This window comes from Burkholderia sp. MR1-5-21, from assembly GCF_053427715.1.
This window is the reverse complement of record NZ_JBSAXD010000027.1, coordinates 32404-57288: the sequence shown is the minus strand read 5'-3', so window position 1 is coordinate 57288 and position 24885 is coordinate 32404. Positions and strand designations below refer to the sequence as shown.

Here is a 24885-nt window from a genome sequence, read left to right as displayed (position 1 = left end):
CGTCGTGGGGAAAGAATCGCGAAGCAGTCGCGAGGTCTCGGGTGCAAGTCATTCGTACTGGCAGCGTGACCAGTCTCGCGCTGGCCTTCATATCCGTCAAATTGATCTAAAAACGAATGTCAAATAAACCGGATAAATAATAAGGTGCTGGCACGCACCCGCCGTGCCGTGCCGGCCCGGCGCCGCGCCGCGCCGGGCTGTGGCGAAGCGAGACGAGACGAGACGAGACGGGCGGGGCCGGCCATGCAGCCGTGTACGCGGCGCTGCCCGGCCGGTGCTCAGAACTTGTGCCGCATGCCGATGCGCACCGTGCTCTGGCGATCGCTGGTGGACGGCGTCAGGTTATTGATCGCAGCGACCGCCGCACTGCCTGTCGAATCGGTGCCCGATGCTTTCTGGTAGACGCCGATCACGTATACGTCCGTGCGCTTCGACAGGAAGTAGTCGGCGCCGATGGCACCCTGGTAATAGCGGGCACTCTGGGCGGACCGCGTCGCGGTCGCCGCGCCGCCGCCGGATGTGAAATCGAACGCGGTGCCGAGCACGAGCGCGGACGTGAGCTGGTACTTGAAGTTCACCTCGACGTTGTCGAACGTCGCATGCCCGCGATAGCCGAGCGGATTCGGCCCGGACGCCGCCGTATCGCCGAGCTGCCTGAACTGCGTGTTCGAGTAGGTCGCGCCGACCGTGGCCGCGCCGATCGCATACGCGGCGCCCACGGCGGCGACCTGATAGGTGCGCGCGGACGCATAGCCGCTGTACACCGGCGACGAGATGAAGTTGCCGCTCGCGGTGGCCGCCGTGCTCGCGCCGTTGTCGCCGAAGAACCCGACGTTCGGATTGCGCGCGTTCAGGTACGCGGCGCCGGCGGTCAGCGGGCCGTTTGCATAGCCGACACCGATCGACCAGACCTGGTTGCGCGTCACCTCGCCGGCGACGCCGCCGAGGCTGTACACGCCGCCGAGCCGGAATCCGTAGAAGGTCGGGCTGGAAAACTTGATCGCATTGTTGACGCGATACGCGTTGTTCAGGTTGTCGAGATCGCCCGGATGCGCGGTGACATACCCGCCCCATTGCGTGCCGGCTTCGAATGGTCCGACGAAATCGACGACGGAGTCGTACTGGCGGCCGGCCAGCACCGTTCCCCATCCGCCCGACAGTCCCACGTACGCCTGGCGCCCGAACATCAGGCCCTGCGTGCTGCCGCGATTCTTCTGGCCGAGCGAGCCGGTATTCGGATCGAAGCCGTTCTCCAGCGTGAAGACCGCGCGCATCCCGCCGCCGAGATCCTCGCTGCCGCGCAATCCCCAGCGGCCCGCCTGTATGACGCTGCTCGACATGCCGTACAGGCTGTGTCCGCCGGCATTCGACGTCCAGCCGACGCCGTCGTCGACGATGCCGTACAGCGTCACCGCGCTCTGCGCATGAACAGCCCCTGCGAACACGGCGAGCATGCCTGCCGTCAACGGATGCATCTTCATAGGTTTGTACTCCTTGTCAATCGGTCGGTGAGAAAGCGGGGAGGGCACATCGAGGACATGCGGGCAGCGGCCGATACGACGGTCCGGCCTGCCCGCACGCGGTCGCCGGGACGCATCGTCCTCGCAGCGCGCACGGTCGATGGCCGGACCGGCGGATGCGCGCGAACGCGGCGGACATCGTGTCGCGCCGAGCAATTTACGACGTCGAATTTACGGGGGCAAATCAATCAAATACGGGTGCCCCGATCGACCGGACTGATTGGCGGCCGCGTCGCGCCGGTCAGCGGCGGAGAAGCGGGTCCGATCCGATTCATGCGATATGGCCGTGACCATGCACGCGATTCATGGGCGGCATTTTTGGCGGGAATTTGACCGTGCATCGCACCGCTCTTATCGTTGATCCGGCGTAGAGAACCGACTCGATCGCGGACCTGCCAGCCGGATGCCATATGAGCAGGATTACTGATTTTATTCCCCGGAACCCCATGAACTCACCAGCGCCCACCTCAGCGGTCACGCTCTCCGCCTCGCCCCGTTCGAGCGCGGTTCGGCGTGCGGTCACGACGGCCGTGCTCGGCCAGGTCCTCGAATGGTATGACTTCTTCCTGTACGGAACGGCTGCCGCACTGATCTTCGGCAAGCTGTTCTTTCCGGTCGGCAGCGATCCGCTGACCGGAACGATCGCCGCGTTCGGCGGATTCACGGTCGGGTTCATCGCGCGGCCGATCGGCGGGCTGATCTGCGGCCACATTGGCGACCGCTACGGCCGCAAGACGGTGATGATGCTGACGATGTTGACGATGGGCATCGCGACGGTCGGCATGGGGCTGCTGCCGACCTACCGGGAGATCGGGATCGCCGCGCCGGTCGCGCTCGTGCTGTTGCGGGTGCTGCAAGGTCTTGCCGCAGGCGGGGAATGGAGCGGCAGCATCCTGCTGATCCACGAGAACGCGCCCGCGTCGCGCCGTGGCGCACTGGCTGCGTGGAGCCCGTGCGGCGCCGCGTTCGGGTTCGTGCTGTCCACCGCGGCATTCTTGCTGGTTCAGCAGCTTGCGCCTGCCGATCTCGAAAGCTGGGGATGGCGCCTGCCGTTCCTCGCGAGCGTCGTGCTCGTCGCGCTCGGGCTGTGGATGCGTCGCTCCGTCGGCGAAAGCGCGGAATTCGCCGACGCGAAATCCGCGCACCGCGCGAGCGCCACGCCGATCGTCGACGTGCTGCGCGAGTGCCCGCGCCAGGTGCTGACCGTGTTCGGCCTGCGATTCGGCGAAGGCGCGGTGTCGTATCTGTTCTTTGCGTTCTCGCTCGCCTACGGCAAGTTCATCGGGCTCGATTCGACGTGGCTGCTGAGCGGACTCGTGATCTCGATGCTGCTGATGATCCCGGTGACGCTCTTCACGGGCCGCCTGACGGACCGGATCGGCCGCAAGCCGATGTACCTGATCGGCGCGCTCGCGGTCGTGCTGGTCGCTTACCCGTACTTCGCGATGCTGAACTCCCACCAGTTCCCGCAGGTCGTCGCCGCGCTGATCCTCGCCAACAGCGTGACGATCGGCATCCTCGAAGGCGCGCAGCCGGCGTTCATCAGCGAGCTGCTGCCGGTGCACCTGCGGTTCTCGGGGCTCGGCATCGGCCGCGAGATCTCGTCGGTGCTCGGCGGCGGGCTGTCGCCGATGATCGCGACCGCGCTGCTCGCGCACTACCGCAGCGCGACGCCGATCGTGATCTATCTCGTGATCCTCGGGGCGATCACGGTCGCCGCCACGTGCTTCGCGCCGGAAACCTACCCGAAGGCGCAGCGCGACCGCGATGTGGCCGCGTCGCGCTGACCTGACCGTTCGTTTCGCCTCCCACTCCAGAGACTCCTCACTTCAGGACATCATCATGCAGCTCGCTCAAGTCATCCATGAAACCCTGCCGGACGACGTGCCGGGCCGAACCTTCGGCAATGCCCCGCATGCCGCGGACGCGGCGCCGCTGCCGCTCGACGCGGTGATCGCCGAGGTCGAGCGCCGCCGCGACGAGTTCGACCGGCTGTCGCACGTGCCGCGCGACGTGATCGCGACGATGAAGCGCGCGGGCATCTTCCGCGCCGGCACGCCGCGCCGCTTCGGCGGCGACGCGTTGCCGCCGCACGTGTTTCTCGCCATGCTCGAACGGATCGCGATCGCCGACGGCTCCGCCGCGTGGGTGGCAGCATTCGGCTCGGCCAACACCTATCTCGCCGCGTTGCCGCTCGACACGCAGCGGCAGATCTACGCGCACGGCCCCGACCAGGTGTTCGCCGGCGGGCTCTATCCGCTGCAGTCCGCAAGCCCGGCGCCGGGCGGCTACCGCGTGTCCGGACGCTGGCGTTTCGCGAGCGGCTGCAAGGGCGCCGACTGGATCGGCGTGGGCATCGGCGGCGCGCCGGCCAACGGCGGCGCACCCGGCAAGCCGTTCACGGCCGTCTTTCCCGCCGCGGAAGTCGAGATCGTCGACAACTGGCAGGTGGTCGGCATGCAGGGAACCGGCAGTCACGACCTCGCGCTGCACGACAAGTTCGTCCCCGCCGAATGGACGTTCGTGCGCGGCGGCGAGCCGACCGTCGACGAACCGCTGTACCGCTATCCCGCCGTGTCGTACCAGGCGCAGGTGCATGCGGCCGTGAACGTCGGCCTCGCGCGCGCGGCGCTCGATCTGCTGACGGAGATGTCCGGCGTGACGAAGACGACGACCGGCGCGCCGCGGCTCGCCGATCGCGCGTATTACCGCGCGGGGCTCGCGAAGGCCGAGGCGAACTGGCGCAGCGCGCGCATGTTCTTCTACGACTCGGCCGAGACGGTGTGGACGTCGCTGCTCGCGGGCAATCCGGTGTCGGCTTCGCAGGCCAACCTGTTGCGACTGAGCGCGACGCATGCAGCGCAGGTGTGCGCGGAGGTCGTGATGCAGGCCTATCAGCTTGCCGGCACGGCTGCGATCTATCGGGAAAGCCGCCTGCAGCAGCTCGTGCGCGATTCGATCGTGGTCACGCAGCACGCGTTTCTCGGCGAAGCGACCTACGACAACGCCGGCGCCGTGTTCGCCGGCATCGCGCCGGTCACGCCGTATCCGTGACCCGCGTATCGCCACGTACCTTCGCAACTGGAGCCTTCGATGAACGACACGATCAATCAGGACGAGACCCGTCGTCACTTCCGGGAAGCGATGTCCCGCCTGCCCGCCGCGGTCAACGTCATCACGACGGACGGCGAGCACGGCCGCTGGGGCATCACGGCGAGCGCGGTCTGCTCGGTGACCGACACGCCGCCGACCATGCTGGTCTGCATCAATCGCAACAGCCGCGCGCACGACATCATGCGCGGCAACGGCCACGTCGCGATCAACCTGCTGCCGCCGGCGTGCCAGGACATCGCGCAAGCGTTCGCCGGCATGACGTCGGCGCCGGCGGGCGCGCGTTTCGACGGCGATCACTGGCGGCCCGGATACACCGGCGTGCCGGTGCTGGCGGAGGCTAACGTCAGCCTGGAAGGGGACATCGTCGACAGCAAGGTCGTCGGGTCGCACACGGTGATGTTCGTGAGGATCGACCATATCGCGCTCCGTTCGGAAGGCGACGGGCTGATCTATTTCGGCCGGGCCTTCCACCGGCTCGCGCATCCGCTGGCGGCGTGCGCGAATGCCACGGGCGCGATCGCGAGGTGACGCATGGAGGTGTGTCTGTTCCTGATCGCCGATCACGCGGGCGGCGAAGCGCTTCCGCCCGACGCGCACGAGGCCGGGGCCGCGTTGCGCGGGCTGCCGCAGTTGAAGCGGCTCGTCGCGCATCGCCCGGTCGCGCTACAGGCAGACCGGGCGGATCCCGCACCGCGTCCTCCCGCGCCGTCGTGCGTGCTGCAGTGCTACTTCGACGAACTCGCCGCGCTCGAAGCGATGCTCGTGCCCGATGGTCCGGCGCATGCGTTCGTCGCGCATTGCCGCGCGCACGGCCATCGCGTCGCGCAACAGGCGATGGCCGTGCGCCGGATTGCGGCGGATCATGGCCGCCGCGTGCGTGAAGCGGACGAGCGATGCACGTACCTGGTCAGCTACGACGGCCACGCGCACGACATGAACGCGTGGCTCGCGCATTATCTCGATCACCACCCGCCGCTCATGCTGCAACTGCCGGACATCCGCGAGATCGAGATCTACACGCGTGTCGACTATCGATCGGCGCTCGCGGTGCCGCGCGCCGACGCGATGCAGCGCAACAAGGTCGTATTCGATCACCCCGATGCGCTCGCGAACGCGCTGGCGTCCCCGGTGCGCCGGATGATGCGGCAGGATTTCGACGCGTTGCCGCCGTTCACGGGCGCGACACCGCATTTCCCGATGGCGAGCCGTGTTTATGAGATAACATCCATTCGATAGTGCGGCCGGCGCACTGACGACGAACGGGCGCGGGCCGCCGGCGATGGCGTGTCGCGATGCCGCCGCAACGCGCGGCGGCGCAGGGCGCCCGCCCGCGGTTCGCGAAGACCATGACGAAATCCAACCCGGTCGTCACCGACCTCAATCTGCTGCGGGTGTTCCTGGCGATCTCGGACCTGCGCAGCCTGACGGCTGCCGGCGAGCGGCTGGGGCTGACGCAGCCGGCCGTCAGTCATGCATTGCGGCGCCTGCGCAAGCTGTTCGACGATCCGCTGTTCGTTCGCACGCCGGGCGGCATGGCCCCGACCGATGCCGCGCGCCAGTTGCACGGCCCGCTGACCAAGGCGTTCAGCATCATCAACCTCGCCGTCCAGCAACTCGCGCATTTCGATCCGGCCACGGCGGAACGTGTGTTCCGGATCTCGATGTCCGACATGTCGGAGTTCTATTTCCTGCCGCCGCTGCTCGCGAAGCTGGCGGAAATCGCGCCGGGAATCCGGCTCGAAATCGCGAGCGCGGCGGTCGAGGCAGTCAGCGCGGCGATGCGCGGCGGCGAGATCGATCTCGCGCTCGGCTACGTGCCCGAGCTCGGCCCCGGCTGCGTGAGCCAGACCTTGTTCTCCGACGAGCATGTCTGCATGGTGCGTGCGGGGCATCCGCTGCGCAAGCGCGTGCCGACGCGGGAAGACCTGACCGCGCTGCGCTATGTGTACGCGAGCAGCAACGCGACCGGACACCGGATGGTCGAGAAATGGCTCGACGAGCTGCACTTCGAGCGTACCGTCGTGCTGCGGCTGCCGCACTTCATCGTCGCGCCGGAGATCGTGCAGCACACGGACCTCGCGATCATCTTTCCGCGCAGCATCGCCGAGCGCTTCAACCGCGGCCGCGCGTTCCGCATCTTCCCGCTGCCGTTCGCGTTGCCGCCGATCGAGATCCAGCTGCATTCGCATGTGCAGTTTTCGACGGATCCGGGCGTCGCATGGCTGCGCGGGCTCATCGTCGAGATGTTCCATCGGCCCGACGCGTGACCGTGGGCGCAAGCCAGGGATGCCCAGACGGTCTCCCTCTCGAAAATATTCGATCGGCCGATTTAAAATCGATGGCAGAATAAATCTGGCAAATACCGGAGGCTGCCATGACGTCGGTCGATCATCTCGATCTGAACCTGCTGCGCGTGTTCCAGGCGATCGTCGAGGAGCGCAGCCTGACCAAGGCCGGCGAGCGGCTCGCGCTGTCGCAGCCGGCCGTCAGCTATTCGCTCGGGCGGCTGCGCACGCTGTTCGACGATCCGCTGTTTATCCGCACGCGCGCCGGCATGCAGCCGACGCCGGTGGCGCTGGAACTGGCGGGCATCGTCGGCAAGGCGCTCGACATGGTGCGCGAGGCGCTGCGCTATGCGGAGCGCTTCGATCCGGCGGTCAGCACGCGCACGTTCCGGCTGTCGCTGTCGGACGCGGGCGAGATGGCGTACCTGCCGGCGATCTGCCAGGCGCTGCGCGAGCGCGCGCCGCGCGTGACGCTCAGCGTGCGTCCGATGCCTGTCGAGGAGATCGAGGAGGCGCTGCGCGCGAGCCGCCTCGATTTCGCGATCGGCAACCTGCCGGAGCTGATGCCGCGCACGCGTCACCGGCTGCTGTTCGAGGAAAGCTACGTGTGCATGACGGGCCGCCGCCGGGGGCTGCCGACGACGGACGCGCTGAGTCTCGAGCAGTTCCTGCGCGCGTCGCATGTCCAGGTGAAATCGGTCGAGCACAGCCACCACGCGCTCGACGATGCGCTGCGCGCGCAGGGTGTCGGCCGCAACATCGCGCTGGAAGTCCCGCACTTCGTCGCGTTGCCGGGCATCCTGACCGTCACCGACCTGTACGCGACGCTGCCGAAACGCCTCGCGCAGATCCTGAACCGCGACAACGCATTCCGCATCTATGAACTGCCGGTGCCGTTGCCGTCCGCGCCGGTGACGATGCACTGGCACGAGCACTTCCACGAGGACGAGGGCATCGCGTGGATGCGGGAACTGATGGCCGACATCGTGCAGCGCTTCGAGCAGATGTGACAGGCGTGCCGGCGCGGCGGTGCGTCACGCCGGGGGCATACGTCAGAGATCGAGCACGAGCACCGGCGAACGGGCACGCGACACGCAGCAGCAGATCACCGCGTTGCTCGCGCGTTCGGTCTTGCTCAGGCAGTGGTCGCGATGGTCGGGCTCGCCTTCGACGACCGGAATCATGCAGGTGCCGCACACGCCTTCGCCGCACGACGTGTCGATCTCGATGCCGATGCCCGCGAGCGCATCGACGATCGATACGTCGCAACCGACCTGGACCGATTGCCCGCTGCGCTGCAGGCGCACTTCGAATGTGCCGGCCGTCGCGTTGTCTTGCGGCTGCGGTTCGGCCGAGAAACGTTCGAGGTGGATCGCATCGTCCGGCAGGCGCGTGGCGGACGCTTCGACCACGCGATCCATGAATGGCGACGGGCCGCACGTATAGACGTGTGCGCCGTCGCCGAGCGTCGCGACGCAGCGTTCGAGCTCGGCCGCAAGCGCGTCCGGCTCGACCCCGTAATGGAATGTGACGTGCGGCGCGAACGGCGCGGCCGACAGCGGCGCGCGGAACGCCGCGTGCTCGCCGCTGCGCGCGAAGTAATGCAACTGGTAGCGCGCGCCGCTTTGCTCGAGCCGGTACGCCATCGACAGCAGCGGCGTAACGCCGATCCCCGCCGCGATCAGCACATGCTCGCGCGCGTCGCTCGCAAGCCTGAACAGGTTGCGCGGCGCGCCGATCCACAGCTCGGCGCCGACCTGCACGTCGTCGTGCAGCGAACGCGAGCCGCCGCGCGACGCCGCTTCCTTCTTGACCGCGAACAGATAGCTCGCGCGTTCTGCGGGGTCGCCGCACAGCGAGTATTGCCGCGTGATGCCGGACGGCGTGGTGACGTCGATGTGGGCGCCGGGCTCATACGTATCGAACGGCAGGCCGTCGACGCGCGAGACCCGGAAACAGCGGATGTCCTGCGCTTCATCGATCAGCGCATCGACCCGCACCTTGTGGCGGTTCGCTTCCATGAGAGATCCAGTCGTGAGTTCCGAAGGGGCTGCGGGCGCCGATGCGCGTTGGTGCAGCCTGAATTCGAGGATAGGGAGCGCGGTGTCATAAATCAAATCGATTAAAAAGCGATCGTGGAATCAGTCGCATAAATAATTGTCGGCGTATCCAGCTCCGACGGTCGGGTTGCCGTGTCGTGCGGTCTCGGCCGGCGCGCTGCTGCCATGCTCGCGGTCGACGATTGTTGGAATATCCCGCCGACGGCCGGATACGCATCGCGTCAGCTTGCCGCCGTACCGGAGGCTTCGACGACCGGTTCGCTTTGTCGCGCGCCCTCGACCGGCGCGCTGCCGCCATGCTCGCGATCGAGGCTCTTGCGGTACTGCCGGCATCCGGCGCCGAGCAGCAGCGCGGCAAGCACTGCCGCCGCCAGATTGACGATCGCCATCGAATGGCCGACCGCCGCGGGTGCGCCGAACACGCGGTCGGTGAACAGCGCGACCGTGGTCGTGCCGAGCCCGAGCCCGATCAGGTTCGAGACCAGCAGGAACAGCGCCGACACCTGTGCGCGCATCTGATTGGGCGCGAGCGCCTGCATGGCGGCAGCGGAAGTCGGCAACGGGAACGATGCGAAGAACATCGCGGCGACAAGCAGCGCGAGCGACGTCGGCAGGTGCTCGACCTGCGTGAACAGCGCGGCGGGAATCACGAGGCACGCCGCACCGATCGTACCGGCGCGCAGCGGCGCGTCGGCATGGCCGCGGCGCAGCAGCCAGTCGTTCAGCCAGCCGCCGCAGAAGACGCCCGCCGTGTTCGCGACGAGCAGCACGGTGCCGAGCGTGTAACCCGCTTCGACGGCCGTCATGCCGAAATGGCGGATATAGAACGCGGGCGTCCAGCTCAGCAGGCAGTACAGCGTCATTGCGTAGAACGAGAAGCCGAGGTAGTGGCACGCGAACGTGTTGCGGTGCTTCGCGACGAAGCGCAGCGCGTCGGCAATCGATACGCGCCGGACGCCGCCCGTGCGATCGTGCGCGAGCCCCTTGCGCTGCGGATCGCGGATCGTCGCGGCGAACAGCATCGCGATCAGCACGCCCGGCAGGCCGATGATCAGGAAGGTGACCTGCCACGCATGCACCTGGCCGACGAGCGGCAGCGTAAACGCGCTCGCATGCTTGAGCAGCGCGATCACGTAGCCGCCGACCAGGAACGCGACGCCGCCGCCGATGAACGAACCAAGTGAATAGACGGCGACCGCGCGGCCGAGCTTCTCTTTCGGAAAGTAGTCGGCGAGCATCGAGTACGCGGCGGGCGACAGCGCGGCCTCGCCGACGCCGACACCCATGCGCGCGGCGAACATGTGCAGGAAGTGCTGGCTGAGCCCGCACGCCGCGGTCGCGACACTCCAGAGCGCGATGCCGAGCGAGATGATGCGGGGGCGCGCGTAGCGATCGGCGAGGTAGGCGATCGGCATGCCCATCAGCGCATAGAACAGCGAGAACGCGAAGCCGTTCAACAGGCTGAACTGCGTATCGCTGAGATGCAGGTCGCGCTTGATCGGTTCGATCATCAGCACGAGCACCTGCCGGTCGACGAATGAAAAGACGTACGCGAGCATGCAGATCAGGACAACATACCACTCGTAGGCATAGCGCTTGCCGGCGGGACGGGCGGCAATGGGTGCGGACATGGCGATTCTCCGGGAACAGGCATTGGATGGGGCGATCGGCGATGCCGTCACGACGGCTCGAATGGCGGAGCAATCCGCCGTGCGCGATCGAGCAAAAGCGTAGTCAACCAATTTCTCGCGACATAGTCGGAGCAACGGCGCTGCGATATGGGTATTTGCCGACGCGGATAAAGGAAATACCTAACGGAAACGTTGTCGAAGCGCCGGGAAGATTGTCCCGTGGTCGACGGCACGGGTCGATTGATGTTCAGGATTGTTGAATTATTTCATCGACGCGTGCCGGCGGCCGCCCGGTCGTTACGTGACGTCGCCGAGCGAATCGGCGCCGACTGCCGTCCGCGTTTCGCGCATCACGCACAGTGTGACGACGGTGATCGCGCCGAGCGCGATGAGGAACAGCGAGACCGGCCACGACGCGTGATAGCGCGCGAGCAGTGCGGTCGCGATCAGCGGCGACATGCCGCCGGCAAAGATCGACGCGACTTCGTGGCCGAGCGCGACGCCCGAGTAGCGCACTTCGGTGCTGAACAGCTCGCCGACGAGTGCGGGGAGCGTGCCGATCATCGCGCCGTGGCTGATCGCGGTGCCGATCACGAGCGCGAGCCAGACGAACGCGGTCACGCGCGTGTCGAGCAGCCAGAAGAACGGGAACGCGCAGGCGATCAGGCTGAGCGCGCCGATCAGGTAGACCGGCTTGCGGCCGATCCGGTCGGACAGCCGGCCCCACGCGAGCATCGCGGCCATCTCCACGACCATCGCGATCATCACGCCGGTCAGCATCACGCTGTTGGAAATGCCGACGTACTTGCCGTAGACGAGCGAGAACGCGAGGAAGATGTAGGCGCCGCCGTTCTCGGCAACGCGCAGCCCCATCGCGAGCAGGATCTCCTTCGGATGCCGCCGGATGCATTCGACGATCGGCAGGTGCGCCGGCGCGCCGCGCTGGCCCGCCTGCTCGAAATCCCGGCTTTCCGGCAGGTTGCGGCGAATGTAGATGCCGATCGCGAAGATCGCCACGCTCGCCAGGAACGGCAGCCGCCAGCCCCACGCCTGGAACGCGTCGGCGGGCAGCGCCTGCACGGCGAGGAATGCGGCGGACGACAGCACGAAGCCGCCGCCGACGCCGAGCTGGCTCCACGCCGCGTAGTAGCCGCGCCGTTCGGGCGGCGCGTTTTCGCTGATCATCAGCACGCCGCCGCCCCATTCGCCGCCGGACGCGACGCCCTGCAGCAGCCGCAGCGCGACGAGCGCGGCCGGCGCCCAGACGCCGGCCTGCGCGTAGGTCGGCAACAGGCCGATCGCGAACGTCGACGCGCCCATGATCAGCAGGGTCCAGACGAGCGACGCCTTGCGGCCGTAGCGGTCGCCGACGTGGCCGAACACGATCCCGCCGAGCGGGCGCGCGACGAAGCCGAGCGCGAACGCCGCGAACGCGGCGAGGCTGCCCGCGAGCGGCGACGCGCCGGGCGGGAAGAACACATGTCCGAACACGAGCGCGGCGGCCGTGCCGTAGACGAAAAAGTCATACCATTCCATCGCATTGCCGGCGACGGAGGCGATGACGATCTTGCGGAGCTGCCGGTCGGCCAGCGGCTGCGCGGTGCTCGGGTATTGCACGGTGTCGGACGGGGTCATGGCGGACTCGGCTGGGGAGGGGGAGGCGTGCCGTCTCGATGAGGCATCGCCGGCGACCAGTGTTGTCGGGCCCCCAATCCCCGGTCAAATCCGCTGAAAAAGGCCAGTGCCATCATTCTCACAGATGATGGTCGCGGCCGCAGGCGGGCCGTCCGTCCATGCGGCCCGCCGGTTCACCCCCTTACCGCTCGATCTGCCGGTTCCACCGCGTATCCCACTGCGCACGCCGCGCGTTGATCGCGGTCCAGTCGACCACCGTCACCTTGCGCACCAGATCGTCGACATTGCCGAGGCTCTGCGCCATCGGCGCCGGCATCTTCGCGAGGCGGTTGGTCGGAATCTGCTTGCCCGCTTCGGCGGCCTTCGTCTGCGCGGGTGCGGACAGCAGGAACTGCGCGAGCTTCTGCGCGAGTTGCGGATCGGGATTGTTGGCGACGACGCACAGGTCGACGAGCAGCAGCACGGGTCCTTCCTTCGGGTTCGCATACGCGACCGGAATGCCCTTGTCCTGCAGGTCGCCCACCGCGGTCGGCGTCAGCGGGAACAGCGCGGCCTCGCCGGTCTGCACCATCTCGGAGATCTTCGCCGAGTTCGGAATGTACTCGACGACGTTCGGGCCGACCGTGCTCGCCCACTTGCTGAAGGCCGGCTCGACGTTCTGCTCGTTGCCGCCGAGCAGGCGGTTGATCGCGAGGAAGCCGTGCAGCCCGAACGTGCTGCTCGACGCGGACTGGAACACGACCTTGCCCTTGTATTTCGGATCCGCGAAATCCATCCACGACGTCGGCGGCGCCCAGCCTTTCTCGGTGAACAGCTTCTTGTTGTACGCGATACCCGTCATGCCGAGCTGCACACCGGCGCCGACGTCGTCCTTCATCCGCGCGAACGGGTACAGCTCCTTCAGCACCGGCGAATCGTCGAGCTTCTGGCATACGCCGAGGCTGACCGCGCGCGCCATCACGCCGTCGTCGAGGAACGCGACGTGGATCTGCGGCTTGTTGCGGTTCGCGAGCAGCTTCGCGAGCACGTCCGACGACGTGCCGGGCACGACGACCACCTTCACGTTGTTCGCCTTCTCGAAGTCGGGCAGCACCTGGCTCGTGTAGGCCTTTTCCATCGGCCCGCCGTTCATGCCGACGTAGATCGTCTTCGTTTGCGCGAACGCGGGCGCGCACGCGCCGGCGACGCAAAGCGCGGCAGCCGCCGTGATTGTTCCGAGCAGTTTCATCGTTGGGTCTCCACGTGAGGGTGAGGGTCAGACGGTGCGGCCTGAGATTCGAACCGGTCGACCGCGAACGCGTCGATCGGGGTGGCGGTCTCGCCGGCCGTGACGAGATCGGCGAGCACGTCGCCGACGCCCGGCGCGAGCAGGAAGCCGCCGCCGGAAAAGCCGAATGCATGCAACAGGCGCGGCGTCGTGCGGCTCGCGCCGATGATCGGATTGTGATCGGGCGTGCAGCCCTCGACGCCGCTCCACGTGCGGATCACGAGCGCGTCGCGCAGCGCGGGCAGCAGCGCGCACGCGTCGCGCATCACCGCGCGCGTGGTGTCGACCGACGGCTGGCCGAACTCGCCGTCGCCGTGCCCGCGTCCGCCGCCGATCACGCAGTTGCCGCGCGCGACCTGCCGCGCGTAGACGCCGCCGCCGTACACGCCGAGGTTGTGCGCAATGAACGGCGGCAGCGGCTCGGTCACCCACATGTTCGGGTAGATCGGGTGCATCGGCACCGCTTCGCCGAAACGCTCGGCGATCGTGTTCGCCCACGCGCCGGCCGAGTTGATCAGCCAGGCCGCGGCGTATTCGTTGCCTGCTGCGCGCAGCAGGAAGCGCGCGCCGTCGTGATGCACGTCGTCGACGCTCGTGTGCTCGAACACGTCCGCGCCTGCCGCGCGGGCCGCACGCGCGAACGCGGGCGACACGACACGCGGATTCGCGTGGCCGTCGGTCTCGCACAGCGAGCCGCCGAGCGCCGCGCGGCCGAGCCACGGATAGCGGCGGCGAAACGCGTCGCCGGCGATCATCCGAAGCGGCAGGCCGTACTCGCCGGCGAGCGTCGAGTACGTGTCGAGCGCGTCGAGATCGGCGTCGCTGCGCGCGACGCGCAGGTGGCCCGACAGCACGAACTCGCCGTCGGTGCCGATCAGCTCGGGCAGGCGGTCCCAGATGCGCCGCGCGCGCAGCGCGAGCGGCAGTTGCTCGGCGGAGCGTCCCTGGCAGCGCACGCCGCCGTAGTTCACGCCGCTGGCCTGCGCGCCGCAGTCACGCCGTTCGAACAGCGCGACCGACAGGCCGCGCTTCGCCAGCGCGAGCGCCGCCGACGCGCCGACCAGGCCGCCGCCGACGATCGCGACGTCGTAATGCCGGCGTTCACTCATCGCGCACCTCGTCTGGAATGGTTGCGACGTCGTCGCCCGCGAGTGCGGCCGCGATCGGGAACGGCTTGACGGGCGGCTGCGCGCGCAGGCGGCCGACGTCGGCGAGCGGCCGGCCGGTTTCGGCGGCGAGCACGAGCGCCGCCGCGTCGCCGCACATGCGGCCCTGGCAGCGGCCCATGCCGACGCGCGTCAGCGCCTTCAGCCGGTTCAGCTCGCGCGCTTCGCCGCCGCGGATGCAGCGGCGCAGCGTGCCCGCGTCGACTTCCTCGCAGCGGCACACGATCGTGTCGTCCGGGCACTGCGCCGCGTAGTGCGCGGGCGGCGCGAAGGCCGCTTCGAGGCCGGCGCGGAACGCGTCGATCCGCGCGAGCCGTTGCTCGAGCGTCCGTGCGTCGGGCTTGCCGGCGATCGACGCGCTCGCGGCGCCGGCATCGTCGAGCAGCGCGAGCGCGGCGCGCCGGCCGGACGCTTCGGCCGCATCGGCGCCTGCGATGCCTGCACCGTCGCCGGCGACATAGAAGCCGGGCACCGACGTGTGGCCTGCCGCGTCACGCTCCGGCAGCCACGCGCGATTGAGCGGATCGAAGCGGAACCGGCAGCCGGCGAGGTCGGCGAGCTGCGTTTCGGAGCGCAGGCCGAAGCCGAGGCCGAGCGCGTCGCAGTCGAGCCTGCGAGCCGGCGCGCGATGGCCCGCGCCGCGCCACGCGAGCCCCGTCACATGCTGCTCGCCGAGCACGCGTTCGAGCGTGACGCCCGTCTCGACCGGAATGCCGCGCGCACGCAGCCAGCCGACGTAGTAGAGCCCCTTCGCGAACGTCGACGGCGCGCGCAGCAGCGCCGGCGCGGCCGCCGCCTGCTGCTGCCACGGGCTCGTGTCGAGCACCGCAACGACCTGCGCGCCGGCCTTCGCGTATTGATACGCGACGAGATACAGCAGCGGGCCCGTGCCCGCGAACACGACGCGCTGGCCGATCGCGCAGCCCTGCGCCTTCAGCGCGACTTGCGCGCCGCCGAGCGTGTACACGCCCGCGAGCGTCCAGCCGGGCACCGGCAGCAGGCGGTCGGTTGCGCCGCTCGCGACGATCAGGTGCGAGTACGGCACCGTGACTTCGCGGCCGTCCTGCAACGTGTCGACGCGGCCGTTGCCGCATGCCCATGCGAGCGTGTTCGGCCGATAGTCGATGTGCGGCAGCAGCGCGGCCATCGTTTGGTGCACGGCATGCGCCTTGCCCGTTTCGAAGCCGTAGAGTACGGATTTGCTGCGCTCGAACGCGCCTTCGGCGGGCGGTTGCCGGTAGATCTGGCCGCCCCAGCGCGCGTTCTCGTCGATCACGACCGGGTGCAGCCCGGCGTCGACGAGCGCTTCCGCGGCGCGCACGCCGGCCGGACCCGCGCCGACGATCACCGGTTGCAGCGTGCGGGTCATCGCGCCTCCTTGTCCGGTTCGGCGGCTGAAACGCCCGCACCGGTGACGATCCGCATGCCGTCGGCAATGAGCGTCGAGCAGGCGCGCACGCGCGCGCCCGCTTCGGTGCGCACCCAGCAGTCCTGGCATGCGCCGATCAGGCAGAAGCCCGCGCGCGGCTGGCCGCTGAATTCGCTCGTGCGCACGCGTCGCTGCGTGACGAGGATCGCGGTGAGCACCGTGTCGCCGGCGAGCGCGTGCGCGGGGCGGCCGTCGAGCGTGAACGCGACCGGTGCCCGCCCGCGTTCGGCGACGCGCACGAACTGCGCGCCGTCGGCCGTGCGGTCTGCGGCGGCTGCGTGAGAGGAAGAAACGAAAGTCGCCATCAGTGTTGACCGATCAGGATGCGGTTGAGCCCATACACGCGATCGAGCAGCAGCATCGCGGCAGCGGTGATGAAGATGACGAGCGCGGAGACCGACGCCATCATCGGGTCGATCGATTCGGTTGCGTACATGTACATCCGCACCGGCAGCGTGACCGTCTGCGGCGACGTGATGAAGACCGACATCGTCAGCTCGTCGAAGCTGTTGATGAACGCGAGCAGCCAGCCGCCCGTGATGCCGGGCAGGATCATCGGCAGCGTGATGCGGCGGAACGTCGTCCACGGGTTGGCGCCGAGCGAGCACGCGGCCTGTTCGACGCTGCGGTCGAGCCCCGCGATCGACGCGAGCACGAGCCGCATCACGAACGGCGTGACGACGATCATGTGCGCGAGCACGAGCCACGTGAACGAGCCCGTTGCGCCGATCAGCGCGAAGAAGCGCAGCAGCGCGATGCCGAGCACGAGACCGGGGATCATCAGCGGCGACAGCAGCAGGCTGTTGACGAACGCGCGGCCGGGAAACGCGGAGCGGCCGATCGCGAGGCCGGCGGGCAGCGCGATCGCGAGCGACAGCGTCGCCGATGCGACCGCGAGCTTCACGCTGTTGAAGAACGCGGTGACGAAATCCGGATAGTCGAGGATCGCGCGGAACCAGCGCAGCGACAGGCCGTGCGTCGGCAGCGTCAGCGTTTCGTCGGGCGTGAACGCGACGAGCACGACGATCGCGAGCGGCGCGAGCACGAACACCATCATGAGCGTGTGGAATGCGAGGGCGAAGGGGCCGTTCTTTCTCATCGGGATGCGCCTCCGAGGCTGCGTGCGTAGCGGCGTTCGAGCACGCGGTAGTAGGTGAGCATCACGACGAGGTTCGTGACCAGCAGCAGCACCGCGATCGTCGCGCCGAGCGGCCAGTTCAGCGAGCCGAGGAATTCGTCGTAGACGGCCGTTGCGGCGACCTTCAGCCGGCGTCCGCCGAGCAGGCCCGGAATCGCGAACGCGCTCGCGGCGAGCCCGAACACCATCAGGCTGCCCGACAGGATGCCGGGCACGAGCTGCGGCAGCACGATGCGGCGCAGCGTCGTCGCGGGCGATGCGCCGAGCGACAGCGCCGCGTGTTCCGCCTGCGGATCGAGGCGCTGCAGCGCGGTCCAGACCGGAATCACCATGAACGGCAGCATCACGTGCACGAGCGCGACCACGATCGCGAACGTCGTGTATTCGAGCTTGTAGGGGCCGAGGCCGACGAGGCCGAGCGCCTGGTTCACGAGGCCGTTCGTGTTCAGCAGCATGCTCCAGCCGAACGCGCGGACGACGATCGACACGAGCAGCGGCGCGAGGATCGCGAGCAGGAACAGCGAGCGCCACGGATCGCGCATGCGCGCGAGCACGTATGCTTCCGGCGTGCCGACCACGACGCAGATCACGGTCGTCAGCGCGGCGATGCCGAACGTGCGCGCGAAGATCGTATGGAAGTACGACGAACCGAGCACCTCCGCGTAGTTGCCGAACTGGAACGCGGCGATCGGGCCGGTGGCGGGATCGAAACGGTAGAACGTGAGCACGAGCGTCATCGCGAGCGGCGCGAGCACGAGCGCGGCGAACAGCGCGAACGCGGGCGCGCACATCAGCCACATCGGCGCATGGGCGGACCACTTCGCGCGCGGCGATGGGCGCGATGGGTGCGACTGCTGCGACTGCTGCAATGAGGCGCGCGGCGTGGCGAGCGTGCGCGCGATGTCGGATGCGCCGGGCTGCACCGGGCCTGCCGCGATACCGTCAGGCGGAAGCGAGCGGGGGGATTGCGTCATTTACGCCTCCACACGCATCACGCGCACCGCGTCGCTGTGCCAGTCGACGCCGACCGGCGCGCCTTCCGCGAGCGGCTCCGCGCCTTCGTTCTGGCAGCACACGAGCACTTCGCCGAGCGCGCTGTCGACGCGGTACAGCCACTGGCTGCCGAGGAAGAAGCGGCTCGTGACGGTCGCCGCGAGGCGGCCCGCGCCGGGCGCGCACAGGCGCAGCTTCTCCGGGCGGATGCACAGCGACACGCGCTCGCCGATCCGCACGCCGCGCTCACTCGGCGGCAGGTGCGCGGTGCGGCCGGTTTCGGCGAGATCGTGGCCGAGGTCGATGCGGATCGCATCGCCGTCGTGCGCGACGACCGTGCCTTTCAGCAGGTTCGACTTGCCGATGAACTGCGACACGAAATGATTCTCGGGGCGCTCGTACGCGTGATACGGCGTATCGATCTGCGTGATGCGGCCCGCTTCCATCACGACGACGCGGTCGCTGATCGACAGCGCTTCGGACTGGTCGTGCGTGACCATGATCGTCGTCGTGCCGATCTTGCGCTGGATCGCGCGCAGCTCGAACTGCATGTCCTCGCGCAGCTTCGCGTCGAGGTTCGACATCGGTTCGTCGAGCAGCAGCACCGGCGGTTCGATCACGACCGCACGCGCGATCGCGACGCGCTGCCGCTGCCCGCCGGACAGCTCGCGCGGAAAGCGGTGCGCGAGCGTGTCGAGCCGCACGAGCGACAGGGCCGCGCGAATGCGGTCCGCGCGCTCGGCCTTGTCGACGCCGCGCATGTCGAGGCCGAAGCCGACGTTCTCCGCGACGCTCATGTGCGGGAACAGCGCATAGCTCTGGAACACGATGCCGAGCCCGCGGCGGTTCGGCTTCATCCGCGTGATGTCCTGGCCGTCGAGCGCGATGCGGCCGCGCGTGACGTCGACGAAGCCGGCGATCATCTGCAGCGTCGTGGTCTTGCCGCAGCCGGATGGCCCGAGCAGCGACACGAATTCGCCCTTTTCGACGGACAGGTTGACGTCCGTGACGGCGACCAGGTCGCCGAACGATTTCGTCAGATCCGTAAGCGTGAGAAACGACATGGTTGGCCTTCCGGTGGTGCGCACCGCCGGACGGGTGCGCCATTGACGCGGACTCTAGCCAGCCATATTCCGGACCGTCAATTTCAAATTCTGCTGATCGGGAGGAATCTCTGAAAAATTCCATTGGACGGAATGGATTGCATCGATGACGCGATTTCGTTCCGATGGGTGAAGGGCGGGGAAGCCCTGAAATGCACGCGTCAATCCCGTGCACACCCGGATGCACGGGGATTTTCGGCGGATCGACAATCGGGGTCATCGTATTCCGCTGAATGAAATCGCCGAGGAGATCCAGCATGCACGACACCCTGTCGCCCGGAACGCCGGCCGCCGGAACGCCGGCCGCCGTTGCGCCGCCCGAGGACGCGGCGGGCGCGCCCGCCGCCGGCATGCTGCAGCGCGCGTTCGCGATCCTGCGTGCGCTTGCAGGCATGCAGCAGGACGGCGTGCGCGTCACGCATCTCGCGAAGGCGGTCGGCCTCACGCAGGGCACCGCGCACCGCATCCTGCAGTCGCTGATCGCGGAAGGGATGGTCGAACAGGACGAGCAGTCGAAGCTGTACCGGCTGAGCGTCGACTTCTTCGCGCTCGCCGCGCAGGCCGGCAACCCGAGCAGCATGCGCACGCTGTGCCGGCCCGCGCTGCTGCGGCTGTGCGCGAGCCTCGGCGAGACGATCTTCCTGCTCGTGAAGAGCGGCTTCGATGCCGTGTGTCTCGACCTCTGCGAAGGACCGTTTCCGATCCGCTCGTTTACCGGCGACATCGGCGGGCGGGTCGCGCTCGGCGTCGGGCAGGGCAGCCTCGCGATCCTCGCGTTCCTGCCGGAAGCGGAACGCGAGGAGGTGATCCGCTTCAACGTGCCGCGCATCCGCGGCTACGGCGTGCTCGACGAGGTGTACCTGCGCACCGAGATCGAGCGCGTGCGGCAGCTCGGTTACGCGGGCCGCAACAGCGGCGTGCTCGACGGGATGGCGGGCGTCGCGGTGCCGATTCTCGACCGCACCGGATACCCGGTCGGCGCGCTGAGCGTCGGCACGCTCGCGTCGCGGCTCGGCGACGACCGGCTGCCGATGGTGGTCGAATTGCTGACGCGCCAGGCCGACGCGATCGGGCCGCGCACGAATCCGTTCGACGCCGCGCTGCGGCGGCCGATGCACGGGTTGACGGGACACGGGGAGAAGCCGGTCGTGTGACCGCCGGGGCGCATGTCGCGCACCGGCATGATCGAACAGACGCGCGCCGCTGCGCTGGCCGAAGATCGTTCAATCGTCAGCTTGCTTACGCAAGCCCTTCACGTCCATCTCCACCCGTGCGGCGCGGCCGCGCCGCACGCTTTCGTTTTTCTTGCGGGGTCGAACCGTCGTCCTTCTGATCCCCTGCCATTCGATTTTCAACTGATGTCCAGTTGAACATTTCATTTCTGAATGTGATTGCGGCTGGATACCATCCAGCGAATGTCTATACAACGCCGTCGACGCGAATGGACAGATCCATCAGAACATCAATGAGCAGGTTTGGAGACGAGATGACACGGATGTTGCGAAAGAAGGGTGGGAAGACGGGCGCCGCATGCCTGTGCGCCGGCATCGGCATGCTGCTCGCGGGCGCCGCGCACGCACAGTCGACCGTGACGCTGTACGGGATCGTCGATGCGGGCGTGACCTATACGAACAACCTGAAGGGCCATTCGGCGTGGCAGTTCACGGGCGGCAACGAATCAGGCCCGCGCTGGGGCTTGCTCGGCGCCGAGGATCTCGGCGGCGGGCTGAAGGCGAACTTCCGGCTCGAGAACGGCTTCAACGTCGCGAACGGCGCGCTCGGGCAGGGCGGCCGGATGTTCGGGCGATCGGCGTGGGTCGGCCTGAGCGGCGCGAACTGGGGCGCGGTGACGCTCGGCCGCCAGTACAACTCGACGCAGGACATCCTCGGCTCGCTGCAGATGAGCAGCTTCCTCGCGCAGTACTCGACGCATCCGTTCGACAACGACGACATCAACAACACGTTCCGCACCAACAACGCGGTCAAGTACGTGTCGCCGACGATCGCGGGCGTCCAGGCGAACCTGATGTACGGGTTCTCGAACTCGACCGGCTTCTCGAACGACAACAGCTGGAGCGCGGGCCTCACGTACACGAACGGGCCGCTCAACGCGGGCGCCGCGTATGCACGGATGAACCATCCCGCGAGCAGCGCAACGGGCGCCGTCGCTTCGGATAACTACTTTCCTGCGTCGGCATCGGTGTTCGGCGCGAGCCTCGCGAGCGCGATCCGCCAGGAAATCTGGGGCGCAGGCGGCAGCTACGCGATCGGGCCGGCGACGCTCGGCCTGCTGTACACGGGCTCGAACTTCGGGATGGCGACGGGCGGCACGCTGCGCTTCAGCAACTACGAAGGCAGCCTGCGCTACCAGGTGACGCCCGCGCTGATGGCCGCGGCCGGCTACACGTACACGCGGGTCGCGCGTGGCGACGAGAGCGGCCATTACCACCAGGTGTCGGCAGGCGTGCAGTACCTGCTGTCGAAGCGCACCGACGTGTACGTGAACGGCTTCTACCAGAAGGCGTCGTCGGCCGTCGGCCAGGCGTGGATCGACGGCACCGGCAACCCGTCGTCGACGACGTCGCAGGTCGCGGTCGTCGCCGGCATCCGTCACAAGTTCTGATTTGCGCGCGCGTCTTCCGGGAGGTCACATGAAACTCAAACTGGTGCTGGCGGCGCTGCCGTTTGCCGGGATGTATGCGGGCGGCTCGCTCGCCGAGTTGCAGCCACTGCTGTTCGGGCTGCCGTTCCTGCTCGTCTGGAACCTGATCTGGATGGCGGCGACGGCCGCGATCCTCGCGATCCTGTTCCGCCTCGACGAGCGCGACGCGGCCCGCGCCGGCCGCACGGGAGACGCGCGATGAATGCATCGATCTTCATCATCGCGGCGTTCGCGGTCTTCGCGCTCGCGATCGGGCTGATGGCGCGGCGCGGCCGCAAGCTGAGCCTCGAGCAGTGGGCCGTCGGCGGGCGCGGCTTCGGCTCGCTGCTCACGTTCCTGCTGATGGCCGGCGAGGCCTTCTCGACGTTCTCGTTCCTCGGCGCGAGCGGCTGGACCTACAGCAAGGGCGTGCCCGCGTTCTACATCCTGTCGTACGGCTGTCTCGCGTTCGTGATCGGCTACTGGATGCTGCCCGCGATCTGGCGCTACGCGACGGAGCGCGGGCTCGTGTCGTTCGCCGACTATTTCGCGTCGAAGTACGACAGCCGCGCGATCGGCGTGCTCGTATCCGTCGTCGCGGTGTTCGCGATGGTGTCGCTGCTGATGATCCAGTTGCGCGGGCTCGGCGTGATCGTGTCGGAGATGTCGTACGGGCTGATTCCGCAAGCGGCCGCGATCTGGATCGCCGCGACGCTGATGGCGGTCTACATGGTCGTGTCGGGCATCCACGGCTCGGCGAGCATCGCGATCTTCAAGGACGTGCTGATCCTCGGCATCGCGATCTTCCTCGGCCTCTACCTGCCGATCCACTACTTCGGCGGCCTCGGCGACATGTTCGCGAAGATCGACGCCGTGCATCCGGAACTGCTGAGGATGCCGGAGCATGGCTTCAACCTGAGCTGGTACAACTCGACGATCCTGCTGACGTCGCTCGGCTACTACCTGTATCCGCACGGCTTCACCGCGATCTATGTCGCGAAGGACGAGCGGGCGCTGCGCCGCAACGTGATACTGATGCCGCTCTACCAGGTGCTGATCGCGTTCCTGTTCCTCGTCGGCTTCGCGGCGGTGCTGACCGTGCACGGGCTCGAGGGCGCGCAGACCGATCTCGCGCTGCTGCGGCTCGTCAAGCAGACGTTCCCCGCGTGGTTCGTCGGCATCGTCGGCGGCACGGGCCTGTTGACCGCGCTCGTGCCGGGCTCGCTGATCATGCTGAATGCGTCGACGACGATTGCGCGCAACATCTACCGAGAAGGCTTCGCGCCGAACGCGACCGACCGCGAGGTGGCGCGCGTTGCGCGGATCGCGCTGCCGATCTTCACGCTCGTCGTCGTCTACTTCGTGCTGCGCGGCGGCGCGACCTTCGTCACGCTCGCGATCTTCTCGTCGAGCCTGCTCACGCAGCTCGTGCCGATGCTCGCGTCGAGCTTCCTGAAGCGGCCGTTCGGCACGCGCGAGGCGGCGTTCGCCGGGATCGTCGCGGGCGGCATCGTGATCGCACTCACCAACTACTACGGCGTGACGCTCGCGTCGCTGTTCCCGGGCGCACCCGGCACGCTGACTTCCATCAACCCCGGGCTCGTCGCGCTCGCCGTGAACGCGCTGGTGTTCATCGCGACCAGCGCCGTGCAGCGCAGGCTGCGGGCCCGTTTCGCAACGACGGTCGAATCCGCATGACAGCACATTCTTCTCCTCTCCTGATTTCCAACATACGGCTGCCGGACGGCCGCGCGACGGCCGTGTCGATCGACGGCGGCCGGATCGCGGCGCTCGGGCCCGGCCTGACGCCGGTGCCGGGCGCCGCGGTCGAGGACGGCCGCGGCGCGCTGCTGCTGCCCGGCTTCGTCGAAGGGCACACGCACATCGACAAGAGCAACTGGGGCCGCCCGTGGTACCGCAACGAGGTCGGCCCCGCGCTGGTCGACCGCATCAGCAACGAGCGCGAATGGCGCAAGACGTCGGGGCACGACCCGGGCGCGCAGTCGCTCGCGCTCGCGCGCGCGTTCGTCGCGGCGGGCACCACGCGGCTGCGGACCCACGTCGACGTCGACACGGACGGCGGCCTGCGCTATCTCGACGGCGTGCTCGGCACGCGGCAGGCGCTGGCCGACACGCTCGACGTGCAGATCGTCGCGTTTCCGCAGTCGGGGATGCTGATCCGGCCGGGCACGGTCGAGCTGCTGTCGCGCGCGCTCGACGCGGGCGCGGACGTGCTCGGCGCACTCGATCCCGCGCTGATCGACCGCGATCCCGCTGCGTCGCTGGATGCGACGTTCGCGCTCGCCGAACGCCACCGCAAGCCGATCGACATCCATCTGCACGAACCGGGCGAGATCGGCGCGTTTACGCTCAACCTGCTGCTCGACCGCGTCGCGGCGCTCGGGATGCAGGGGCAGGTCGTCGTCAGCCACGCGTTCTGCCTCGGCGCGTTGCCCGAGCGCGAACGCGACGCGTTGCTCGACCGGCTCGCGAGCCTGAATGTCGCGCTGCTGACGTCCGCGCCGCCGTCGCGTCCCGTGCCGCCGCTGAAGACCTGCCGCGACCGCGGCATCACGATCTTCGGCGGCAACGACGGGATTCGCGATACCTGGTCGCCGTACAACGTGCCCGACATGCTCGAGCGCGCGATGCTGATCGGCATGCGCTATGACCTGCGCCGCGATGACGATCTCGCGATCGCGCTCGATTGCGTGACGGATGCGGGCGCGCGCGGCTGCGGTTTCGCCGACTACGGGCTGCACGTCGGCGCGCGCGCCGATCTCGTGCTCGTCGACGCCGAGACGGTCGCGCACGCGATCGTCGCGCGGCCCGTGCGGCGGCTTGTCGTCGCGAACGGGCGCATCGTCGCGCGCGACGGTGCTTTCATCGGCGAATGAGCGCTC

23 protein-coding genes are annotated in these 24885 nt (G+C 68.3%); 11 read left to right on the top strand and 12 right to left on the bottom strand.

Translation table 11 applies throughout. The annotated features are described in order from the left end of the window. Window positions 1-278: 278 nt before the first annotated feature. On the bottom strand, window positions 279-1481 hold the full coding sequence (locus ACV229_RS29965; RefSeq protein WP_448086701.1) for a porin: 1203 nt from the start codon (window positions 1479-1481) through the stop codon (window positions 279-281). Window positions 1482-1966: 485 nt separating this feature from the next. On the opposite strand from ACV229_RS29965, the gene ACV229_RS29960 reads away from it, so the two are divergent. From ACV229_RS29960 to ACV229_RS29935, 6 genes are all read left to right on the top strand, one after another. After that, a complete protein-coding gene (locus ACV229_RS29960; protein WP_448086700.1) occupies window positions 1967-3307 on the top strand; it encodes an MFS transporter in 1341 nt (446 codons plus the stop codon). Between the two features lie 55 nt (window positions 3308-3362). Next, entirely contained in the window at window positions 3363-4574 is a 1212-nt protein-coding gene (locus ACV229_RS29955; RefSeq protein WP_448086699.1) for an acyl-CoA dehydrogenase family protein, read from the top strand. Window positions 4575-4613: 39 nt separating this feature from the next. Further along, a complete protein-coding gene (locus ACV229_RS29950) occupies window positions 4614-5162 on the top strand; it encodes a flavin reductase (RefSeq protein ID WP_448086698.1) in 549 nt (182 codons plus the stop codon). A gap of 3 nt (window positions 5163-5165) precedes the next feature. After that, window positions 5166-5870: an ethyl tert-butyl ether degradation protein EthD gene (locus ACV229_RS29945; protein ID WP_448086697.1), complete on the top strand. Its 705-nt coding sequence runs from the start codon at window positions 5166-5168 to the stop codon at window positions 5868-5870. Window positions 5871-5980: 110 nt separating this feature from the next. Continuing rightward, the gene (locus tag ACV229_RS29940) at window positions 5981-6901 is read left to right on the top strand and encodes a LysR family transcriptional regulator (protein ID WP_448086696.1); all 921 of its coding nucleotides are present in this window, start codon (window positions 5981-5983) and stop codon (window positions 6899-6901) included. A 107-nt stretch (window positions 6902-7008) separates the two neighbouring features. Then, the gene (locus ACV229_RS29935; RefSeq protein ID WP_448086695.1) at window positions 7009-7929 is read left to right on the top strand and encodes a LysR family transcriptional regulator; all 921 of its coding nucleotides are present in this window, start codon (window positions 7009-7011) and stop codon (window positions 7927-7929) included. A 42-nt stretch (window positions 7930-7971) separates the two neighbouring features. Here ACV229_RS29935 and ACV229_RS29930 read toward each other — a convergent pair whose 3' ends face one another. From ACV229_RS29930 to ACV229_RS29885, 10 genes are all read right to left on the bottom strand, one after another. Next, window positions 7972-8940: a PDR/VanB family oxidoreductase gene (locus ACV229_RS29930; protein WP_448086694.1), complete on the bottom strand. Its 969-nt coding sequence runs from the start codon at window positions 8938-8940 to the stop codon at window positions 7972-7974. Between the two features lie 260 nt (window positions 8941-9200). Then, on the bottom strand, window positions 9201-10610 hold the full coding sequence (locus ACV229_RS29925; RefSeq protein ID WP_448086693.1) for a spinster family MFS transporter: 1410 nt from the start codon (window positions 10608-10610) through the stop codon (window positions 9201-9203). A gap of 297 nt (window positions 10611-10907) precedes the next feature. After that, window positions 10908-12245, bottom strand: coding sequence for an MFS transporter (locus ACV229_RS29920; protein ID WP_448086692.1), 1338 nt, complete (start codon window positions 12243-12245; stop codon window positions 10908-10910). A 181-nt stretch (window positions 12246-12426) separates the two neighbouring features. After that, complete coding sequence (locus ACV229_RS29915) at window positions 12427-13473, bottom strand: ABC transporter substrate-binding protein (protein ID WP_448086691.1); 1047 nt, start codon at window positions 13471-13473, stop codon at window positions 12427-12429. After that, window positions 13470-14621, bottom strand: a complete 1152-nt coding sequence (locus tag ACV229_RS29910) for an NAD(P)/FAD-dependent oxidoreductase (protein WP_448086690.1) — start codon at window positions 14619-14621, stop codon at window positions 13470-13472. Before ACV229_RS29910 ends, ACV229_RS29915 begins: the two co-directional genes overlap by 4 nt. Continuing rightward, window positions 14614-16047, bottom strand: a complete 1434-nt coding sequence (locus tag ACV229_RS29905) for an FAD-dependent oxidoreductase (RefSeq protein ID WP_448086689.1) — start codon at window positions 16045-16047, stop codon at window positions 14614-14616. Before ACV229_RS29905 ends, ACV229_RS29910 begins: the two co-directional genes overlap by 8 nt. Next, complete coding sequence (locus ACV229_RS29900) at window positions 16044-16412, bottom strand: (2Fe-2S)-binding protein (RefSeq protein ID WP_448086688.1); 369 nt, start codon at window positions 16410-16412, stop codon at window positions 16044-16046. The genes ACV229_RS29905 and ACV229_RS29900 overlap by 4 nt, the downstream gene beginning before the upstream one ends. Next, the gene (locus tag ACV229_RS29895) at window positions 16412-17206 is read right to left on the bottom strand and encodes an ABC transporter permease (protein WP_448086687.1); all 795 of its coding nucleotides are present in this window, start codon (window positions 17204-17206) and stop codon (window positions 16412-16414) included. The genes ACV229_RS29900 and ACV229_RS29895 overlap by 1 nt, the downstream gene beginning before the upstream one ends. Beyond that, window positions 17203-18219: an ABC transporter permease gene (locus ACV229_RS29890; RefSeq protein ID WP_448086686.1), complete on the bottom strand. Its 1017-nt coding sequence runs from the start codon at window positions 18217-18219 to the stop codon at window positions 17203-17205. The genes ACV229_RS29895 and ACV229_RS29890 overlap by 4 nt, the downstream gene beginning before the upstream one ends. Beyond that, window positions 18220-19302 (bottom strand): ABC transporter ATP-binding protein, encoded by a 1083-nt coding sequence (locus ACV229_RS29885; RefSeq protein WP_448086685.1) that lies wholly within the window; start codon window positions 19300-19302, stop codon window positions 18220-18222. Window positions 19303-19598: 296 nt separating this feature from the next. On the opposite strand from ACV229_RS29885, the gene ACV229_RS29880 reads away from it, so the two are divergent. Next, entirely contained in the window at window positions 19599-20495 is an 897-nt protein-coding gene (locus ACV229_RS29880; RefSeq protein WP_448086684.1) for an IclR family transcriptional regulator, read from the top strand. A 69-nt stretch (window positions 20496-20564) separates the two neighbouring features. On the opposite strand, the gene ACV229_RS29875 is transcribed toward ACV229_RS29880, so the two are convergent. After that, a complete protein-coding gene (locus ACV229_RS29875) occupies window positions 20565-20696 on the bottom strand; it encodes a hypothetical protein (protein WP_448086683.1) in 132 nt (43 codons plus the stop codon). Window positions 20697-20836: 140 nt separating this feature from the next. Here ACV229_RS29875 and ACV229_RS29870 point away from each other — a divergent pair, with 140 nt between their 5' ends. From ACV229_RS29870 to ACV229_RS29855, 4 genes are read left to right on the top strand one after another with little or no spacing between them, the layout of a single operon-like run. Beyond that, window positions 20837-21964: a porin gene (locus ACV229_RS29870; protein WP_448086682.1), complete on the top strand. Its 1128-nt coding sequence runs from the start codon at window positions 20837-20839 to the stop codon at window positions 21962-21964. 28 nt (window positions 21965-21992) lie between these two features. After that, a complete protein-coding gene (locus tag ACV229_RS29865; RefSeq protein ID WP_448086681.1) occupies window positions 21993-22205 on the top strand; it encodes a DUF3311 domain-containing protein in 213 nt (70 codons plus the stop codon). Further along, window positions 22202-23680 carry a sodium:solute symporter family protein gene (locus tag ACV229_RS29860; RefSeq protein ID WP_448086680.1) on the top strand — a complete coding sequence of 493 codons (1479 nt, stop codon included), beginning with the start codon at window positions 22202-22204 and terminating at the stop codon, window positions 23678-23680. The genes ACV229_RS29865 and ACV229_RS29860 overlap by 4 nt, the downstream gene beginning before the upstream one ends. Beyond that, window positions 23677-24879, top strand: coding sequence for an amidohydrolase family protein (locus ACV229_RS29855; protein ID WP_448086679.1), 1203 nt, complete (start codon window positions 23677-23679; stop codon window positions 24877-24879). The genes ACV229_RS29860 and ACV229_RS29855 overlap by 4 nt, the downstream gene beginning before the upstream one ends. The last annotated feature ends 6 nt before the right edge of the window (window positions 24880-24885 follow it).

Excerpts from the sequence above, each read along its gene's own strand:
- ACV229_RS29965 (WP_448086701.1), bottom strand. The coding sequence starts at position 1,481 with ATGAAGATGCATCCGTTGACGGCAGGCATGCTCGCCGTGTTCGCAGGG.
- ACV229_RS29865 (WP_448086681.1), top strand. The coding sequence starts at position 21,993 with ATGAAACTCAAACTGGTGCTGGCGGCGCTGCCGTTTGCCGGGATGTAT.
- ACV229_RS29895 (WP_448086687.1), bottom strand. The coding sequence starts at position 17,206 with ATGAGAAAGAACGGCCCCTTCGCCCTCGCATTCCACACGCTCATGATG.
- ACV229_RS29945 (WP_448086697.1), top strand. The coding sequence starts at position 5,166 with ATGGAGGTGTGTCTGTTCCTGATCGCCGATCACGCGGGCGGCGAAGCG.
- ACV229_RS29935 (WP_448086695.1), top strand. The coding sequence starts at position 7,009 with ATGACGTCGGTCGATCATCTCGATCTGAACCTGCTGCGCGTGTTCCAG.
- ACV229_RS29950 (WP_448086698.1), top strand. The coding sequence starts at position 4,614 with ATGAACGACACGATCAATCAGGACGAGACCCGTCGTCACTTCCGGGAA.
- ACV229_RS29885 (WP_448086685.1), bottom strand. The coding sequence starts at position 19,302 with ATGTCGTTTCTCACGCTTACGGATCTGACGAAATCGTTCGGCGACCTG.
- ACV229_RS29910 (WP_448086690.1), bottom strand. The coding sequence starts at position 14,621 with ATGAGTGAACGCCGGCATTACGACGTCGCGATCGTCGGCGGCGGCCTG.
- ACV229_RS29930 (WP_448086694.1), bottom strand. The coding sequence starts at position 8,940 with ATGGAAGCGAACCGCCACAAGGTGCGGGTCGATGCGCTGATCGATGAA.
- ACV229_RS29880 (WP_448086684.1), top strand. The coding sequence starts at position 19,599 with ATGCACGACACCCTGTCGCCCGGAACGCCGGCCGCCGGAACGCCGGCC.
- ACV229_RS29870 (WP_448086682.1), top strand. The coding sequence starts at position 20,837 with ATGTTGCGAAAGAAGGGTGGGAAGACGGGCGCCGCATGCCTGTGCGCC.
- ACV229_RS29900 (WP_448086688.1), bottom strand. The coding sequence starts at position 16,412 with ATGGCGACTTTCGTTTCTTCCTCTCACGCAGCCGCCGCAGACCGCACG.
- ACV229_RS29925 (WP_448086693.1), bottom strand. The coding sequence starts at position 10,610 with ATGTCCGCACCCATTGCCGCCCGTCCCGCCGGCAAGCGCTATGCCTAC.
- ACV229_RS29915 (WP_448086691.1), bottom strand. The coding sequence starts at position 13,473 with ATGAAACTGCTCGGAACAATCACGGCGGCTGCCGCGCTTTGCGTCGCC.
- ACV229_RS29955 (WP_448086699.1), top strand. The coding sequence starts at position 3,363 with ATGCAGCTCGCTCAAGTCATCCATGAAACCCTGCCGGACGACGTGCCG.
- ACV229_RS29860 (WP_448086680.1), top strand. The coding sequence starts at position 22,202 with ATGAATGCATCGATCTTCATCATCGCGGCGTTCGCGGTCTTCGCGCTC.
- ACV229_RS29920 (WP_448086692.1), bottom strand. The coding sequence starts at position 12,245 with ATGACCCCGTCCGACACCGTGCAATACCCGAGCACCGCGCAGCCGCTG.
- ACV229_RS29890 (WP_448086686.1), bottom strand. The coding sequence starts at position 18,219 with ATGACGCAATCCCCCCGCTCGCTTCCGCCTGACGGTATCGCGGCAGGC.
- ACV229_RS29905 (WP_448086689.1), bottom strand. The coding sequence starts at position 16,047 with ATGACCCGCACGCTGCAACCGGTGATCGTCGGCGCGGGTCCGGCCGGC.
- ACV229_RS29855 (WP_448086679.1), top strand. The coding sequence starts at position 23,677 with ATGACAGCACATTCTTCTCCTCTCCTGATTTCCAACATACGGCTGCCG.
- ACV229_RS29960 (WP_448086700.1), top strand. The coding sequence starts at position 1,967 with ATGAACTCACCAGCGCCCACCTCAGCGGTCACGCTCTCCGCCTCGCCC.
- ACV229_RS29940 (WP_448086696.1), top strand. The coding sequence starts at position 5,981 with ATGACGAAATCCAACCCGGTCGTCACCGACCTCAATCTGCTGCGGGTG.